The 14,982-nt window shown below is 63.5% G+C and carries 17 protein-coding genes; 11 read left to right on the forward strand and 6 right to left on the reverse strand.

All coding sequences use genetic code 11. The features are described 5' to 3' along the window. Positions 1-48: 48 nt before the first annotated feature. The gene (locus QZY03_RS27485; RefSeq protein WP_295586826.1) at positions 49-1,233 is read right to left on the reverse strand and encodes an acetyl-CoA C-acetyltransferase; all 1,185 of its coding nucleotides are present in this window, start codon (positions 1,231-1,233) and stop codon (positions 49-51) included. Between the two features lie 235 nt (positions 1,234-1,468). On the opposite strand from QZY03_RS27485, the gene phaE reads away from it, so the two are divergent. From phaE to QZY03_RS27505, 4 genes are all read left to right on the forward strand, one after another. Continuing rightward, positions 1,469-2,542 (forward strand): class III poly(R)-hydroxyalkanoic acid synthase subunit PhaE, encoded by a 1,074-nt coding sequence (gene phaE, locus QZY03_RS27490; RefSeq protein ID WP_295586828.1) that lies wholly within the window; start codon positions 1,469-1,471, stop codon positions 2,540-2,542. A 72-nt stretch (positions 2,543-2,614) separates the two neighbouring features. Beyond that, positions 2,615-3,688, forward strand: coding sequence for a class III poly(R)-hydroxyalkanoic acid synthase subunit PhaC (locus tag QZY03_RS27495; RefSeq protein WP_295586830.1), 1,074 nt, complete (start codon positions 2,615-2,617; stop codon positions 3,686-3,688). 287 nt (positions 3,689-3,975) lie between these two features. After that, positions 3,976-4,203 (forward strand): sulfurtransferase TusA family protein, encoded by a 228-nt coding sequence (locus tag QZY03_RS27500; protein WP_020506580.1) that lies wholly within the window; start codon positions 3,976-3,978, stop codon positions 4,201-4,203. A gap of 137 nt (positions 4,204-4,340) precedes the next feature. Then, a complete protein-coding gene (locus QZY03_RS27505) occupies positions 4,341-4,820 on the forward strand; it encodes a DsrE/DsrF/DrsH-like family protein (RefSeq protein WP_295586832.1) in 480 nt (159 codons plus the stop codon). 89 nt (positions 4,821-4,909) lie between these two features. Here the strand turns inward: QZY03_RS27505 and QZY03_RS27510 are convergent, their stop codons facing one another. Continuing rightward, complete coding sequence (locus QZY03_RS27510; RefSeq protein ID WP_295586834.1) at positions 4,910-6,199, reverse strand: OmpP1/FadL family transporter; 1,290 nt, start codon at positions 6,197-6,199, stop codon at positions 4,910-4,912. A gap of 401 nt (positions 6,200-6,600) precedes the next feature. Between QZY03_RS27510 and QZY03_RS27515 the strand changes: the two genes are divergently transcribed. Both QZY03_RS27515 and QZY03_RS27520 read left to right on the forward strand, forming a co-directional pair. After that, entirely contained in the window at positions 6,601-7,506 is a 906-nt protein-coding gene (locus QZY03_RS27515; RefSeq protein ID WP_295586836.1) for a selenium metabolism-associated LysR family transcriptional regulator, read from the forward strand. A gap of 31 nt (positions 7,507-7,537) precedes the next feature. Further along, entirely contained in the window at positions 7,538-7,978 is a 441-nt protein-coding gene (locus QZY03_RS27520; protein WP_295586838.1) for a hypothetical protein, read from the forward strand. A gap of 9 nt (positions 7,979-7,987) precedes the next feature. Here QZY03_RS27520 and QZY03_RS27525 read toward each other — a convergent pair whose 3' ends face one another. Further along, positions 7,988-8,203 (reverse strand): hypothetical protein, encoded by a 216-nt coding sequence (locus QZY03_RS27525; RefSeq protein WP_295586840.1) that lies wholly within the window; start codon positions 8,201-8,203, stop codon positions 7,988-7,990. Positions 8,204-8,277: 74 nt separating this feature from the next. Between QZY03_RS27525 and QZY03_RS27530 the strand changes: the two genes are divergently transcribed. Then, on the forward strand, positions 8,278-9,192 hold the full coding sequence (locus tag QZY03_RS27530; protein WP_295586842.1) for a S1C family serine protease: 915 nt from the start codon (positions 8,278-8,280) through the stop codon (positions 9,190-9,192). On the opposite strand, the gene QZY03_RS27535 is transcribed toward QZY03_RS27530, so the two are convergent. From QZY03_RS27535 to QZY03_RS27545, 3 genes are all read right to left on the reverse strand, one after another. After that, positions 9,176-10,162, reverse strand: coding sequence for an ATP-binding protein (locus QZY03_RS27535; protein ID WP_366935563.1), 987 nt, complete (start codon positions 10,160-10,162; stop codon positions 9,176-9,178). The two genes, QZY03_RS27530 and QZY03_RS27535, sit on opposite strands and share 17 nt — an antisense overlap. Positions 10,163-10,248: 86 nt before the next feature. Next, positions 10,249-11,379, reverse strand: a complete 1,131-nt coding sequence (tgt, locus tag QZY03_RS27540; RefSeq protein WP_295586844.1) for a tRNA guanosine(34) transglycosylase Tgt — start codon at positions 11,377-11,379, stop codon at positions 10,249-10,251. Further along, positions 11,369-12,124, reverse strand: coding sequence for an HAD family hydrolase (locus tag QZY03_RS27545; protein WP_295586846.1), 756 nt, complete (start codon positions 12,122-12,124; stop codon positions 11,369-11,371). The genes tgt and QZY03_RS27545 overlap by 11 nt, the downstream gene beginning before the upstream one ends. Positions 12,125-12,400: 276 nt before the next feature. Between QZY03_RS27545 and msrA the strand changes: the two genes are divergently transcribed. The 4 genes from msrA to QZY03_RS27560 all read left to right on the forward strand — a co-directional run bounded on the left by msrA (position 12,401) and on the right by QZY03_RS27560 (position 14,916). Next, on the forward strand, positions 12,401-12,937 hold the full coding sequence (msrA, locus tag QZY03_RS27550) for a peptide-methionine (S)-S-oxide reductase MsrA (protein ID WP_295586855.1): 537 nt from the start codon (positions 12,401-12,403) through the stop codon (positions 12,935-12,937). Continuing rightward, positions 12,915-13,199, forward strand: coding sequence for a BrnA antitoxin family protein (locus QZY03_RS32300; protein WP_363169719.1), 285 nt, complete (start codon positions 12,915-12,917; stop codon positions 13,197-13,199). The genes msrA and QZY03_RS32300 overlap by 23 nt, the downstream gene beginning before the upstream one ends. A 431-nt stretch (positions 13,200-13,630) precedes the next feature. Next, the gene (locus tag QZY03_RS27555; protein ID WP_295586848.1) at positions 13,631-14,083 is read left to right on the forward strand and encodes a hypothetical protein; all 453 of its coding nucleotides are present in this window, start codon (positions 13,631-13,633) and stop codon (positions 14,081-14,083) included. 161 nt (positions 14,084-14,244) lie between these two features. Further along, the gene (locus QZY03_RS27560; RefSeq protein WP_295586850.1) at positions 14,245-14,916 is read left to right on the forward strand and encodes a type I restriction enzyme HsdR N-terminal domain-containing protein; all 672 of its coding nucleotides are present in this window, start codon (positions 14,245-14,247) and stop codon (positions 14,914-14,916) included. Positions 14,917-14,982 lie beyond the last annotated feature (66 nt).

Raw genomic sequence — 14,982 nt, forward strand, 5'->3', positions numbered from 1 at the left:
CCCGGCATTCCCCGGCCGTCGCGCGTAGCGGCCAGGGTCGCCCAAGTGCTAGTCGCGCTCAACCGCCAGCGCGACACCCTGACCACCGCCGATACACAGGGTCGCCAGGCCCTTTTTGGCATCGCGCTTCTGCATCTCATGCAGCAGGGTCACCAGCACCCGCGCGCCGGAAGCGCCGATCGGGTGACCCAGGGAGATGGCGCCGCCATTCACGTTCACCTTGCTCAGGTCCCAGCCGATCTCCTGGTTGACCGACATCGCCTGGGCGGCAAAAGCCTCGTTGGCTTCGACCAGGTCGAGGTCAGCGGGCGTCCATCCAGCCTTCTCCAGACACTTGGTGGTGGCGGGGATCGGGCCGGTGCCCATGATCGCCGGGTCCACACCGGCGGAGGCGAAGGCGACCAAGCGCGCCAGCGGCTTGAGACCCAATTCCTTGGCCTTGGACGCGGTCATGACCATGACCATGGCGGCGCCGTCGTTGATGCCGGAGGCGTTGCCCGCGGTCACGGTACCCGCCTTGTCGAAGGCCGGCTTGAGCTTACCCAGGGACTCGGCGGTCGTGCCGGGACGCGGAAATTCGTCCTGGGCGACGATCAGCGGATCCCCCTTGCGCTGGGGGATGCTGACCGGGACGATCTCATCGACAAAGCGACCGGCCTTGATCGCGGCCTCGGCCTTCTGCTGCGAACCGGCGGCAAAGGCGTCCTGAGCTTCGCGGCTGAACGCGTATTTCTTGGCGATATTTTCGGCGGTGACACCCATGTGAACCTGGTTGAAGGCGTCCCACAGCCCGTCGACGATCATGGTGTCCACCATCTTCCAGTCGCCCATCCGCTGACCCTCGCGGGAACGCGGCAGAATGTGGGCCGACTGGCTCATACTCTCCTGGCCGCCGGCGATGACGATCTGCGCGTCCCCGCAGGCAATCGCCTGCATCGCCAACTGCACCGCTTTCAACCCGCTGCCGCAAACCTTATTGATGGTCATGGCCGGAACCTGATGGGGCAGGCCGGCCTTGATGACGGTCTGGCGCGCCGGGTTCTGACCGACTCCCGCGGTCAGCACTTGACCCAGGATGACTTCGTCGATCTGGTCCGGGGCAACGCCGGTCTGGTCCAGCAAAGCCTTGAGTACGGTTGAGCCGAGCTCGCTCGCCGTGAGGGTGGAAAGACTGCCGCCGAAGCTGCCGACCGCGGTCCGTGCCGCCGCGACGATGACGATGTTCTCGCTCATTGGTGTGGTCTGCCCTGTGGCTGGTTAGAATAGTACGGCCTGATTGCGGAGGACCACACGAGATGGCGACAAGCGCACCCGTGCACCAGCCGACAGTCAAGGCGGCGGCGAAGCGGTCTATGACGGGGGTCGAATGCCCCTTGAGTCCTCCTAGCCGTGCATCATAGCGGAGATTGTTGCAGTGCACAAATTTCCGTGTTAGCGTTCCGGAACTTACACCAGAGGAGGTTACAACGTGAACAACGATAGCTTTTTTTCCAACGACTGGATGGAGACCCAGCGCAAGTACTGGGAGAACTGGATGGCGATGAGCCAGAAGGCCATGGGCGTGGCAGGCGGGAGTCCGACCGCCCCCTGGGAGGCGGCCATGGATCATTGGTGGAAGGCGCTCTCGCCGGCTGCCCCGGACGCGTCCAAGCAGTTCATGGAGCGGATGATGGATCAGGGCAAGGCCTTCTTCAAAATGGCCGAGACCTTCCTCCCGGGCGCCAACGGCGGCGTCGATGGCTGGTCCGCCTTCACCAAGACCCTGGAAGACATGCAGAAAGGCTTCCGCGGCTCGGTGGACGACGGCGGCAACAGCCTGCACCGCCTGATGGCCTTCTGGGAACTGCCGTATGACAACTGGCAGCGCATGGTCTCGTCCATGTCGCCGATGCCCGGAGACTTCCTGCGCAACATGCCTCACGGGGACATGCAAGGGAACGTGGATCGACTGCTGTCGGCCCCCGGACTCGGCTACCACCGTGAAGAGCAGGCCCAATACCAGGCGCTGATGCGCTGTTCGATCGACTATCAGAAAGCCCTTCAGGACTATCTGAGCTTCAACTCCAAACTCGGGCTCAAAGCGGTCGAGCGCATGCGCAGCTACATGCAAGACCTGATCCAGAGCGGCAAAACCATCGATTCGGCCCGCGCCATCTATGACAACTGGGTCGGCTGCTGCGAGGCCGTCTACGCGGAAGAGGTGAGCACGCCGCACTACGCCGAGCTGCACGGCAAGCTCGTCAACACCCAGATGGCGTTGAAGCACCGCATGGGGATCATGGTCGACGAGAACCTGGGCGCCCTGAACATGCCCACGCGCACCGAAATCCGGACGCTGCAGGACCGCCTCCAGGAGACCCGCCGCGAAAACAAGCGGATGCGCCGTGACCTGCACGCCCTGCAGCAACAGGTCCAGACCCTGCTCGGCGGCGAAGCGCCCAAGGGGATGGCCGGGGGGCCGCGGACCGCGCTGATCGAAGGGCCGGACAGCAAGAAGAGCACGGCAGCCAAGCCCGCCGCGGCCAAGCCCGCCACCAAGTAGCGCATGCCTCATTCCAGTCCCCAGCCGCACCGGGGGCCTCAGGCAGAACCCATCAAACGAGGAGAGAACCAAGTGATTCCAATCGACATCCGGCCGGACAAACTGGCTGAAGAAATGCTGGACTACACCCGCAAGCTTGGCCAGGGCATGGAGAACCTGCTGAACGCGGACAAGATCGACACGGGCGTCAGCCCCAAGCACCCGGTCTACAAGGAAGACAAGCTGGTGCTGTATCGCTACGACACCCCCGAGGGCATCACGCCCAAGCCGGTGCCGCTCTTGATCGTCTACGCCCTGGTCAACCGGCCCTACATGGCCGACATCCAGGAGGATCGCTCGACCATCAAGGGCCTGCTGGCCACCGGCCAGGATGTCTATCTGATCGATTGGGGCTATCCGGACGGAGCCGATCGGTCCTTGACCTTGGACGACTATATCAACGGCTACATCGACAACTGCGTCGACTATATCCGCGAGTCGCATGGGCTGGACGCCATCAACATCCTGGGTATCTGCCAGGGCGGCGCCTTCAGCCTGATGTACACCTCCATGCATCAGGAGAAGGTCAAGAATCTGGTGACCATGGTGACCCCGGTCGATTTCGAGGCACCGGGCAACCTGCTTGCCAGTTGGACGCGCGCCATGGATATCGATCTGGCCGTGGATACCATGGGCAACGTCCCCGGCGAGTTGCTCAACTGGACCTTCCTGTCCCTGAAGCCGTTCAGCCTCACCGGCCAGAAATACGTCAATATGGTCGATGTGCTCGACGATCCGGACAAGGTCAAGAATTTCCTGCGGATGGAGAAATGGATTTTCGACAGCCCCGATCAGGCGGGCGAGACCTTCCGGCAATTTGCCAAGGACTTCTTCCAGAAGAACGGCTTCATCAACGGCGGCGTGATCCTGGGCGACCGCGAGGTGAACCTCAAGGACCTGACCTGCCCGGTCCTCAACATCTACGCCCTGCAAGACCACCTGGTCCCGCCGGATGCCTCGCGCGCCCTCAAGACGCTGACCTCCAGCGGTGACTATTCCGAACTCGCCTTCCCCGGCGGGCACATCGGGATCTATGTCAGCGGCAAGGCCCAGAAGGAGGTCACCCCCGCCATCGGCAAGTGGCTCAACGAGCACTCAGCGGCCTGATCGGTCAGTGACTGACCAGCCCGCGCGGCCCCTTGGGCCGCGCGGGCTTTTTTTCGCGTGAGCCCGCCGCGGGACAGCGCGGCTACGTCGGCGCGCTCCCGACACTAGTGGCGAACTCTCCCGATCGCGGAGGTTTGAGCGCAATTCGCCACCAGTGCCCGCTCCCCAGGGTATCGAACGTTGGCCGTCCGGCCGCCTCTTCCTTGCCTTTTGTCCAGCTTTCGCTTAAAAATACGTACTCTAGTGTTTTCACATATTCTAAAACAGCGAAACTCCGGAGGTTCCCCATGGCTCATGATCAAGAACTCGACGCCAGCGGCCTGAACTGCCCACTGCCCATCCTGCGCGCGAAGAAAACCCTGAATGCGATGACCCCGGGGCAGGTGTTACACGTCATCGCCACCGACCCCGGCTCGGTCAAGGACTTCGACGCCTTTGCCAAGCAGACCGGCAACGATCTGATCGAATCCAAAGAAGAAGGCGGCAAATTCCACTTTCTGATCAAGAAGTGCTGAGCCTCGACACTCAGCCCATGATGACCATCGGCTTGCCGCGGTCTTGACAGCGGTTCCGATCAAACCAAGCGCAGCGTCTCCAGTCGGCGACCATGCCGGTCAGCGACTGAACTTACAACAATTTTCCGGAGGAACCGATGGCTCAGAAAAAGCTCGCTATCATCGCTACCAAGGGTTCACTCGATTGGGCCTATCCCCCTTTCATCCTGGCCTCGACCGCCGCCGCGCTGGATTACGAGGTGCAGATTTTTTTCACCTTCTACGGACTACAGCTGCTCAAGAAGAAGCTGGACCTGCAGGTCACGCCCCTGGGCAATCCCGGAATGCCCATGCCCGGCGGCATGGAGAAATTTATGCCGGTCATCCTCACGGCCCTGCCGTTCATGCAGGGTGTCATGACGAGCATGATGAAGGCCAAAATGAAGAAGAAGGGAGTCGCCAGCATCGAACAACTGCGCGAACTCTGCCAGGAGGCCGAGGTCAAGCTGATCGCCTGCCAGATGACCGTGGACCTGTTCGACATGGACTCCACCCAGTTCATCGACGGGGTCGAGTACGCCGGGGCCGCGGCATTTTTTGAATTTGCCGGCCAGAGCGACATCTGTCTCTACATCTGACCGGGCGCCCCGCGGGCCGATGATCGCCCGCGGGGCGGGCGCTCCTCATTTGCGACCGCACCGCGGGCTCGATCATCGTGTCAGTCGCCTCAGAAGGTCTTGACCAGCTCGATCCCGATGATATTGGCATCCATCTCGTATTTACCGTCGAGCGCCGATGTCCCATTGACTTCGCCGCCCGTGTAAGGGGTGGCCGCCGTGAACGTCCGATTCTCCCCCAAGACATAGGCGTAACTCGCCTCGACCGAGAACCCGTTGCCAAGTCCCTGCGCGATGCCGATACCGAAGAGCTGGCGGTCGCTGTCCGGGACCCTGGCACTGAAGTGATCGTCACTCTGACCCGTCTCGTCATAGGCATAGCCGACGCGCAACTGGGTCTGCGGCTGCACTTGCCAGGTCAGACCCAGGCGATAGGCGTTGGAGTTGCTCCAGGCATTGGTATCGGCAAAGATCAGGGTGCCGGTGCGATTTCCGTTGATCTCCAGGCGGTCGAACTCCTCCCAGCCGGTGTAGCTCCAATCGAATTCGGCAGCGATCGTCTCGGTGAACGCATAGCGCGCCCCGAGTTGCAGACGCCAGGGCAGATTCAGATCCACGCTGGCACGCTGCCCCTGCTGGAGCCGCCCCGCCGCGACCAGCAGCATGTTGGATGGCGCGTAACTGCCCTCGATGTCCAGGGTGGCGGCAGAACGATAGGTCAGGCCCAGCGACAGGGCCTGGATGCGGTACATGACGCCCAGGTTGAAACCCAGTCCATAGCCGCTGCCTTCCATCTGTCCGAGGTTGGAGTCCAGTTGCGCGGTCTGGGCTGAGTAGATATCCAGACCAAGGGCCAAGCTCAGCGTGTCGTTGACTCGAAAGGCCGCGGTCGGCACCAGATCCAGGATCTCCAGTTTGCTGGCGGTTGGGTGATTGCCGGTCGGGACGGTGCCGAGCCCGGGAACAGTGCGCGATTGGCTCAGCGCCGGGAAGGTCCCATAAGCCCAGCGCGTCTCCAAACCGTAGGGCGCGTTCAGCCCGACGCCCACCCGCCACTGCTCGTTAAGCTTGATGGCCGCCTGCAACAGGGGTGCGCCGACCCACTCGGCCCCGTTGCTGTCATGGGTCCCGGTGGCGTTGGTCACCGAGAAGGACGGCCCGATCAGCAGGGCGCCCAGCGCGAGACTGGATTTATCCTGAAACCCCATGGCCGCCGCGTTGTAGGGAATGGCGCCAACCTCCGTGGGGTTGGCAACCATCGCGTTCGCGGTACCGATACCCGCGGTCGAGGCTTCGGGCAATAGAAAACCGGAGGCCTGCACACCGCCATGAGCACCAAAGGTGCCGATGACTGCGGCGACCAAGGCTGTCGCGACTGAACCTGCGTATTTTTCGTACATGAGAGATCCCCCTGAAACAAGGTTGCCTGTTGCAAATTCGGTTCGATCGCCCCGTCCAGCGCCCCACTTCGACCTCTGCCGGCCACCGCGCGTTGTGCGGTTGCGACCAGACGAGCTGCCCTGGGAGAAGCCTGCCAAGCCCTTGCGTGCAAGAAGAAATACCATGTAAATCCGTCTATTCGCGACGATTGACGACCGCTTGGAACTGTAGGCCAAGCGACGGCGGATTTCCACCACTTGTTGCAACAAAATTGCAGTTGCACAAAAGCAACGCCCGCCAGATCCGGATCAACAGCGCCGGACATACGACAATGCCATTGAAATTACGATGAAACTCACCAAACATCAGGTTTGTGTGATATAAGCGCTTTTTATTGATGCATTCACCGAGATCGACCCGGATGGCGGACCGCAGACTCCAGGTATTCCACACCGTCGCGCGACTCCTGAGCTTTACCAAGGCCGCGGACAGCCTGCACATGACGCAGCCGGCGGTCACCTTTCAGGTCCGCCAGTTGGAGGAGCACTTCAATACCCGGTTGTTCGACCGCACCCACAACCGGATCAACCTGACGGACGCCGGCCGTCAGGTGTTCTCCTACGCGGATCGGATCTTCGAGCTCTATGCTGAAATGGAGAACGCGGTGCGCGCGATCACCGGCGAGATCAGCGGAGCCCTCACCATCGGTGCCAGCACCACCATCGCCGAGTACATGCTCCCCACCCTGCTCGGCGATTTCAAGGAGCGTTATCCGGACGTTACCATTCACCTAAAGGTCTCCAACAGCGAGGGCATTGTCTCCATGGTCGAGAACAATGCCATTGATCTGGGAGTGGTGGAGGCACCGGTCAGCAACAAAAACCTGGTGGTGGAAAACTGCAAACGCGATCAACTGGTTGCCATCCTGCCCCCAGGGCATGCCCTGGCCGGAGCGGAACAACTCACCTTCGCCCGCCTGCTGGAGTACCCCTTCATCTGCCGCGAGGAGGGCTCGGGCACACGCGAAGTGATCAGCGACTACCTGGGGCAGTTGCCGGCGTGCCATGCCGTCCTGAAAATCGCGATGGAACTTGGCAGCCCTGAGGCCGTGAAGGGTGCGGTAGAGGCCGGGATGGGGGTGTCCGTCGTATCGCGGGCGACCATCCAGAAAGAATTACGGCTCGGCACCCTGGTGGCGGTGAATCTGGACCCGCCGCTGGATCGTCCCTTCTCATTCGTGCACCAAAAGCAAAAGTTTCGCCTGCGGGTGATGGAGGAACTCCTGGAGTTTGCCCGCGCTTACTGCCGCTCCCGCGCTGAGCCTTGAGCGGCCGGGGCGATACCCTGAAGTAACCGCCATGAATGACCATCGAGCCCTGCGGCATGGCACTGACGAGCCCCGCCTGACGCGACTGTTCCGTTCCCTGGGCGAGGACGATCGGCGCACCCTGCTGGCCTTTGCCGAGTTCCTCGCCGCGGGTCGGCAACCGGCCGCCGCGCCCGCTCCGCCCGTTGCACCCACGCCGCTGCCGCGACCGGAACAGGAGACCGTCATCGCCGCCATCCGCCGCCTCTCCCGCACCTACACCATGCTCGATCGCGGCCCCATGCTCAACGAAACCTCGGCCCTGATGTCCGCTCATGTGCTTCAGGGCCGTGACGCAGCAGTCGTCATTGATGACCTGGAAGCACTGTTTTTGCGTCATTTTTCGGACTACTGCGCGCGCCTGCAGGCGGCGCCCGGGGACGCACACGAGGGTTGCGCCGGTACCGACACGCCAGCCGCGGAACCTGACTGAGCATCGGCATCAGGCACAGCAGTTCCAAATTTGGGTGGCCGCCGCCAACAGCGTGCCGGCCGCGAGGCTGATGGTGGATGCGCTGCGCTTATCCACCCTACAAAACCGGCTCCGCTGTAGGGTGGATAAGGCGCGCCGCTCGGTGTCAGGGGCCAGGCACGGCGGTCGCGCGCGCCGCATCCACCAGGGATCGCGCGATGCCGCCCAAATTGGGAATTGCTGCATCAGGCAGGTGCGCCGCCCGGTCAGTGCCGGAGCGTCTACACTATCGACAACTCCCAGGGAACCACGGACCTGTCATGCACCAGTCGGGATCCACCCTCATTGAATCGCCCGGCATCGCGAGATGCGCGGAGCGTCGGCCGCTTCGCGCGTGGCGAGACCGCCGCGTTCGTCCGGACAACAACCCAGGAGCCGGCCGGAACACGCGATCCACCCGGGTTTCTCTGTGGTCATCGATCGTCCTGACCCTGTGCCTGCACCAGACGCTGCCCACGGCAGCCGCCGGCCTGCCGGACACCCTGGTGTCGATCAAGCGCGGCGTCGTCGCGGTGGGCACCTACATGAGGGTACGCGCACAACCGCATGACCTGCGCGGCAGCGGATTCGTCGTCGCGGGCAACCACGCCGTCACGAACGCCCATGTATTGCCGCCGCGGCTCGACGCCAACCGACGTGAGGTCTATGCCCTCTTTGTCCCGACGGGTCAGGACCAGGTCCAGGTCCGGGAGGCTGATCTGGTACGCCGCGATGAGACCCATGACCTGGCCTTGTTGCGCTTCGGCGGCGCACCGCTGCCGCCCTTGGCCCTGGGCCGGGGCACGGATCTGCGCGAAGGCGAGGCGGTCGCCTTTACCGGTTACCCGATCCTCAACGCCCTGGGCCTGTTCCCCGCGACCCATCAGGGCATCGTTGCGGCCATCGCGCCGATCGTGATCCCGGTCGGTTCGGCTCGCGACTTGACCACCGAGATGGTGAAGCGCCTGAGCGAGCCCTTCAACATCATCCAGTTGGACGCCACCGCCTACCCCGGTAACTCGGGATCACCGCTGTATGAGCCCGACTCCGGGCGGGTGGTGGGAGTCATCAACAGCGTCTTCATCAAGGGAACCAAAGAAGTCGCACTCTCCGACCCCAGCGGCATCACCTATGCAATTCCAGTGGAACATGTCCGCGCCCTGCTTCAGGCGGCGGGGATCAAGGCCGCGCCCTGAGCCGACGGGGGATGAGCGATCCTATGCGATCTCTGCAACACACAACCGCGTCGACCCGGGCGCAGTCGTAACCTTTGTCCAAGCACCGATGTTGGGGGTGTTCGGTGGTCGGCGCGGGCCGCGGCAACACATCCAAAACCAACGTCGGGGACACCGAATGCCCGGTAGGCGAGGTCCACCAGCGCCTTGACCAACTCGACTTCGGCATCGCGTCCCCGATCGGAAACCCGGTCGGGTCGATGGGGACGATGCCGCCGGCCCTGACGAGTTGCCCGATCTCGGCATGGATGGCCGCACGCCGCGGTTGCACCGGATTGATCCGCTCGATCTCGTTTCGTAGCAACAGATGCCATTGCCGATCCAGCACGCTGCCCGGAACCGTCTTCTCCAGATAGATCAGGCAGTCGAGCCGCATCTCGGAGTCCGAGGATCCGGTGCGCTCCCAAGGCATGGTGCGGGTGTTGACCGGGCTGCCCTGCTGGTTGGGGTCGTTGAGATAGATCGGAACCTTGAGCATGTCCGCATAGTCGCGGATCACCTTCTTGACCGCCTCGTCCTGGAGCAGTCCGCGGTCCTCGGCGCTCGCGAGATGGACGATGACCTCGGTGCCGGGCTGCTCCACCACGCAGGAGCGGATGCTGTAGTCCTTGGTGCCGTCGTTCTCCCACAGGCAGCCGGCGTCGAGCGAGTCGCGCCAGTGGCGGGTGCGCACCGTAACCCGGGCGCCGACCACGAATCCGGAGAGGAAGCCGATGCCGAACTGGCCGATGACGTCCGGGGCGTCACCCGCGGCGGCGCGGGTGCCGGAGCGCCCGACGGTGGAGAGGAAGGTTTCGAGGTCCCGGCGGGACATGCCGATGCCGTTGTCCCGGAAGACGATGCGCCCGGGCTCGGCAGTGAGGTCCGTGAGGATGTGGATACGCCCGTTGGCGCGCTCGACGACCGGGTCGTCATGGGCGCGGCGGACGATGGCGTCGTGGGCGGTTCAACTGGTTCGGTCGGTGGATCGGCGCTATGGGCCTCGGCCTCGATCATAATACCGCCGAACCCGCCAGGTCATTCCTGTTCGCCGGACGCTGATTCGGCCGCCCCCACCTCGCGCCGGCGCCGAAACTCGGTGATGAAAGACTCCAGAGCGCCGGCCGCGATGGCCTCGCGCAGGCCCCGCATCAGGGTCTGATAGTAGAACAGGTTATGGATGGTGTTGAGGCGGGAGCCCAGGATCTCACGGCATTTGTCGAGATGGTGTAGATACGCACGGCTGTAGTTGCGGCAGGTGGCACAGCCACACAGCGGGTCCAGGGGGCCGTCATCGGTGCGGTGGACCGCGTTGCGGATGCGGACCGTCCCCTGGTGGGTGAAGAGCCAGCCGTTCCTGGCGTGACGCGTGGGCATCACACAGTCGAACATGTCGATGCCGCGGCAGACGGCGGCGACGATGTCTTCCGGGGTGCCGACGCCCATCAGATAGCGGGGCCGATCGGCCGGCAGCCGATCCGCCAGGAAGTCCAGGACGCGCAGGCGGTCCGGTTCGGGCTCGCCCACCGCGAGGCCGCCGACCGCGTAGCCATCGAAGCCGATGCGCGTCAGCCCGGTCAGCGACGCTTCGCGCAGTGATTCGTGCATTCCGCCCTGGACGATGCCGAACAGGGCCGACGGGTTGTCGCCATGGGCCTGCCGGGAGCGTGCCGCCCAGCGCAGGGAGAGTTCCATGGACACCCGGGCGGTTTCGAGGTCCGCCGGATAGGGCGTGCACTCGTCGAAAATCATCACGATGTCGGAGCCGAGCGCGCGCTGCACCGCCATCGACTCCTCCGGCCCCAGAAAAACCGGGCTGCCATCGATCGGGGATTGGAAGCGCACCCCGGCTTCCGTGATCTTGCGCAGGTCGCCCAGGCTGAAGACCTGGAACCCGCCCGAGTCAGTGAGGATGGGGCCTTCCCAGTGCATGAAACGGTGCAGGTCGCCGCAGCGGCGGATCACCTCCACCCCTGGGCGCAGCATCAGGTGAAAGGTGTTCCCCAGCACGATCTCGGCACCGAGGTCGGTCAGCTCCTCCGGGGTCATGGCCTTGACCGTACCGTAGGTGCCGACCGGCATGAAGGCCGGGGTCTCCACCGTGCCGCGGGGAAAGCGCAGGCGTCCGCGACGGGCCAGTCCCTGGGTGGCAAGCAGATCAAACTCCATCGGGTGCTCCGGACGCCTCGGCAGGGGTTGAAACCAGCGGCCGGCCGTCGAGCCAGTCGGCCAGTTGATGCAGATCGGTAATGGTCAGGATCGGCGGATCCAGGTCGGTCGGCCAGCTTCGACCGGAGCGATTCACCCAGATCGCCTCGATCCCCAGCCGCCGCGCGCCCTCCACATCCAGATAGGGCTCGTCACCCAGGTGCAGACATTCGCCCGGCGCGCACCCGGCCAACGCCAAGGCCAGGCTGAACACCGTCGGGTCCGGCTTGGCCGCGCCCGCGCGCGCGGCGGTGACATGGTGATGAAAGACGCCGGACAGCGGTGTCAGCTCCGGGTCGGCATTGCCGTTGGTGATGGAGACCAGCAAGTAGTCGGCCCCCAGTCGGCGCAGCACCGGCTCCGCATCGGCGAAGGGCGCGATACGGTTGCGCTGTTCCATGAAAACCGCCAGCGCCTCCGCGGCCAGGCGGTCGGCCAGCTCCGCCGGGTACTCCAGTTCGGTCAGCAGGGTCGCGATGGACAGCCGGCGGATCAGCCCCAGGTCGTGGGCGAGCTCCGGCCGCTCGGCCATGAGCCGGCCGCGATGCTCCCGCAGGCTGAGCCGGTTATGGCGGTCGGTCAGGCGCGGGGCGCGCGCGCGGAGCCAGTCCAGCACCGCCTCCTCGGCGGCGCGGATTACCGGCTCGCACGGCCAGACGGTGTCGTCGAGGTCGAATGTAATAAGACGAAAGCGGGGATGTGGCATCAGATCAGGGCAGCGCGGTTTGGTCAGTCATTGTGCCTGCAAGCGAGCATGGGTACCAACTCCGCGCGCCGCCGCCGACAGCGGCGTGGTGGATTCCGAAGTGATGTGGTCGCGGACGCACGTAGGATGGGCATCGCTCTCGCTCTGCCCATCCTACCGAAAGGCCTCGCCTCATCACTTCTGATCACACCTCGCCGCCGTCGGCTCTCCCGGCGGTTGAATTCGCCAAGCCCGGCCGGCAACTGACAGTCACTGCAAGCGCAAGAGGACAAGATGATGGCAAGCGAAACCGCAACGCTGGGCGGCGGGTGTTTCTGGTGTCTGGAGGCGGCCTTCCTGGACGTGCGGGGCGTCACGTCGGTCGTCTCCGGCTATGCCGGCGGCAGCGTGCCCAACCCGAACTACCGGCAGGTCTGTGCCGGCACCACCGGACACGCCGAGGTCGTCCAGATCACCTTCGACAACGCCCTGATCGACTATCGGACCATCCTGGAGGTCTTCTTCACCATCCATGACCCGACCACCCTGAACGCCCAGGGAGCCGACGTGGGCACCCAGTACCGCTCGGTGATCTATTATCACGCGGACGCCCAGCGGGAGACCGCCGCGGAGTTGATCGCCAAACTGACGCAGGAGCAGGCGTTTGCGCGCCCCATCGTCACCGAAGTGGCCCCGCTCCCCATCGTCTACCCGGCCGAGGAGTACCACCAGAACTACTATCGGCAGAACCCCCATCAGGGGTATTGCCAGGCCGTCATTTCGCCCAAGCTGACGAAGTTACGGCAGAAGCATCGGGAATTGCTGGTCGCGTGAGAACGATTTAGCGGAGGCCGCCGCCCGACGCAATGCCGTTGTCGTCCGCGAGGGCGGGATTCCCGCGATCCGGGCGGCACTGGCCGCTCGTCGCCGCGGTCCGCAGCGAGCACCCACCAAGGTTCCAACAACGATCCGCTTTGATGCCGATGTGTTGACCGCCCTGAAGCTGACCGGGAAGGGTTGGCAAACGCGCGTCAATGACGCGATGCGGGAATGGATCAAGGACCATTCACCAGATGGCACCGGAACGCATCGCTGACCACTCGCCGCCCTACCCCTTCGCGTTGCGCACATGAGGCGAAACTCACCGACTTGGCCGGCACTTGGGCAGAGGACGCCACCACCCTTGAAAATCGCCACCGCACCGAAACGGTAACCAAACGCCCACTCCTCCAGTGCTTCAACCTGTAACCGACACGGCATTGCGAGTTGCTTCGCGCCTTGGCTTGAATGGAGTGCTCGCTTGGCCGTGGGGTCGATCGCCCACTGCGACTGGCCTGCGTGAACGGCGACCGGTCGCCGCGTACGCTTCTAGCCGAACTTGCCGGCCTCCGGGCGACACTGGCCGCGGGAGCGGCGCAACCCCAGCAACCCATCGCCAACCTGGATGTTTCCCAACACGCGTTGACCAGGAACGAGGCGTGACTCTATTTCGCAATGCACCTCGTCCGCTGGCCGGACAAGCGGCCCGTGAGGGTCTTCGTGCTGCCGGACAGGAATGACCTCCATGTCGCTTTTTGCCTGACGGCCGAATATGCCGGCGAACCCTTGCAATGGCGGGATTTCGGCGTTTTCCCACCTGACCGCAGCATCCGGACCGAGGTCTACTCTGTCCAAGGCACCTGGCGCCCGCAACCGCCTGTTGAACTCATGCTGCGTTACCAGGAAGGGTTTGCCGACCGCCGCGACCGGGACGGACGCGACCTTGCGGCCTCGACCGGCGGGTTGATTCCGAGTTGCACGGCGTATTCAAGAGTTTCCGGGATCGGCATTCGCTGGGACATCACCCCCCATTGGATGGTCCGCGCCGACTACGAACGCCACCAGGGAACCTTCATTCTCTCGACGCGGGAAAACCTGGATCCGGGGCGGCTGGCGGAACACTGGGATATGTTCGGCGTGCAACTGGTCTTTCGCTTCTGACCTTGGATCGTCGCAGAGCAGGGCCTGAGTCAGGACGAAACGCCGACGGATCACGGACATTGAGCGCTTCAAGTCAGGCGACCACACCATGAGCGAGCGAGTCACGATGCAGACCAAGGACGTCATCGACCGTATCTTCAAGGAACCCGGCATCCAGTACGATGCTGACCGAGTTCGAGAACCTCGGCAAGCCGATTCACGAGATCCTCACGATCTACCCAAAAGTGATCGCGACCGGGAAGGACGCGGGGAAAACCAAGTATTTCCTGAAAAGCTTCATTCCATTTTCTTCCGGGAACGAGGAGGTTCAGGTCTATGTCGAGGGCGGTAAATCGGCGCCGGAGGAGATCATTCGCCAACTCTGGGTCTACAAGCTGATTCACCAGTACGGCTACCATGCGGACCAGATCGACCTGGAAAAGAGCGTTCAATTCGGCACCGAGATCGGCACCAAGTCGGCGGACATCATCGTCTACACGGACGCGACCAAGACGACGCCCAAGCTCATCATCGAGTGCAAACGGCCCAAGCGAAAGGACGGTATCGAGCAGCTCAAGAGCTATATGAACGCCAAAGGCGCGCCGGTGGCCGTCTGGTCCAATGGCGCCGACAGCATCATTCTCTATCGGCCCTACCCGGCGCAGTTCGATGACACCCTGTTCGACCTCCCCAAGCGTGGGCAGGAGCCCAAGGACGTTCTCGAAGCCAAGAAGACCCTCTTGCAGCTTAAAAAGGATTTCAATTTCAAGAAGATTCTTCAGCTCGACTTTGGCCATTTCAGGGAGTCGAGGCCAGTTGATTCAGCACGCGTTGCCAATCCTGGCGGGAAATAACGAGGGCGTCCGGGTCTGCGGTTGAGTTGACGAAATTCGCCGCCGCCCAACTGGTGCGGCGCACCA

The sequence above is a fragment of the uncultured Lamprocystis sp. genome, from assembly GCF_903933125.1.
Classification (GTDB): domain Bacteria; phylum Pseudomonadota; class Gammaproteobacteria; order Chromatiales; family Chromatiaceae; genus Thiodictyon.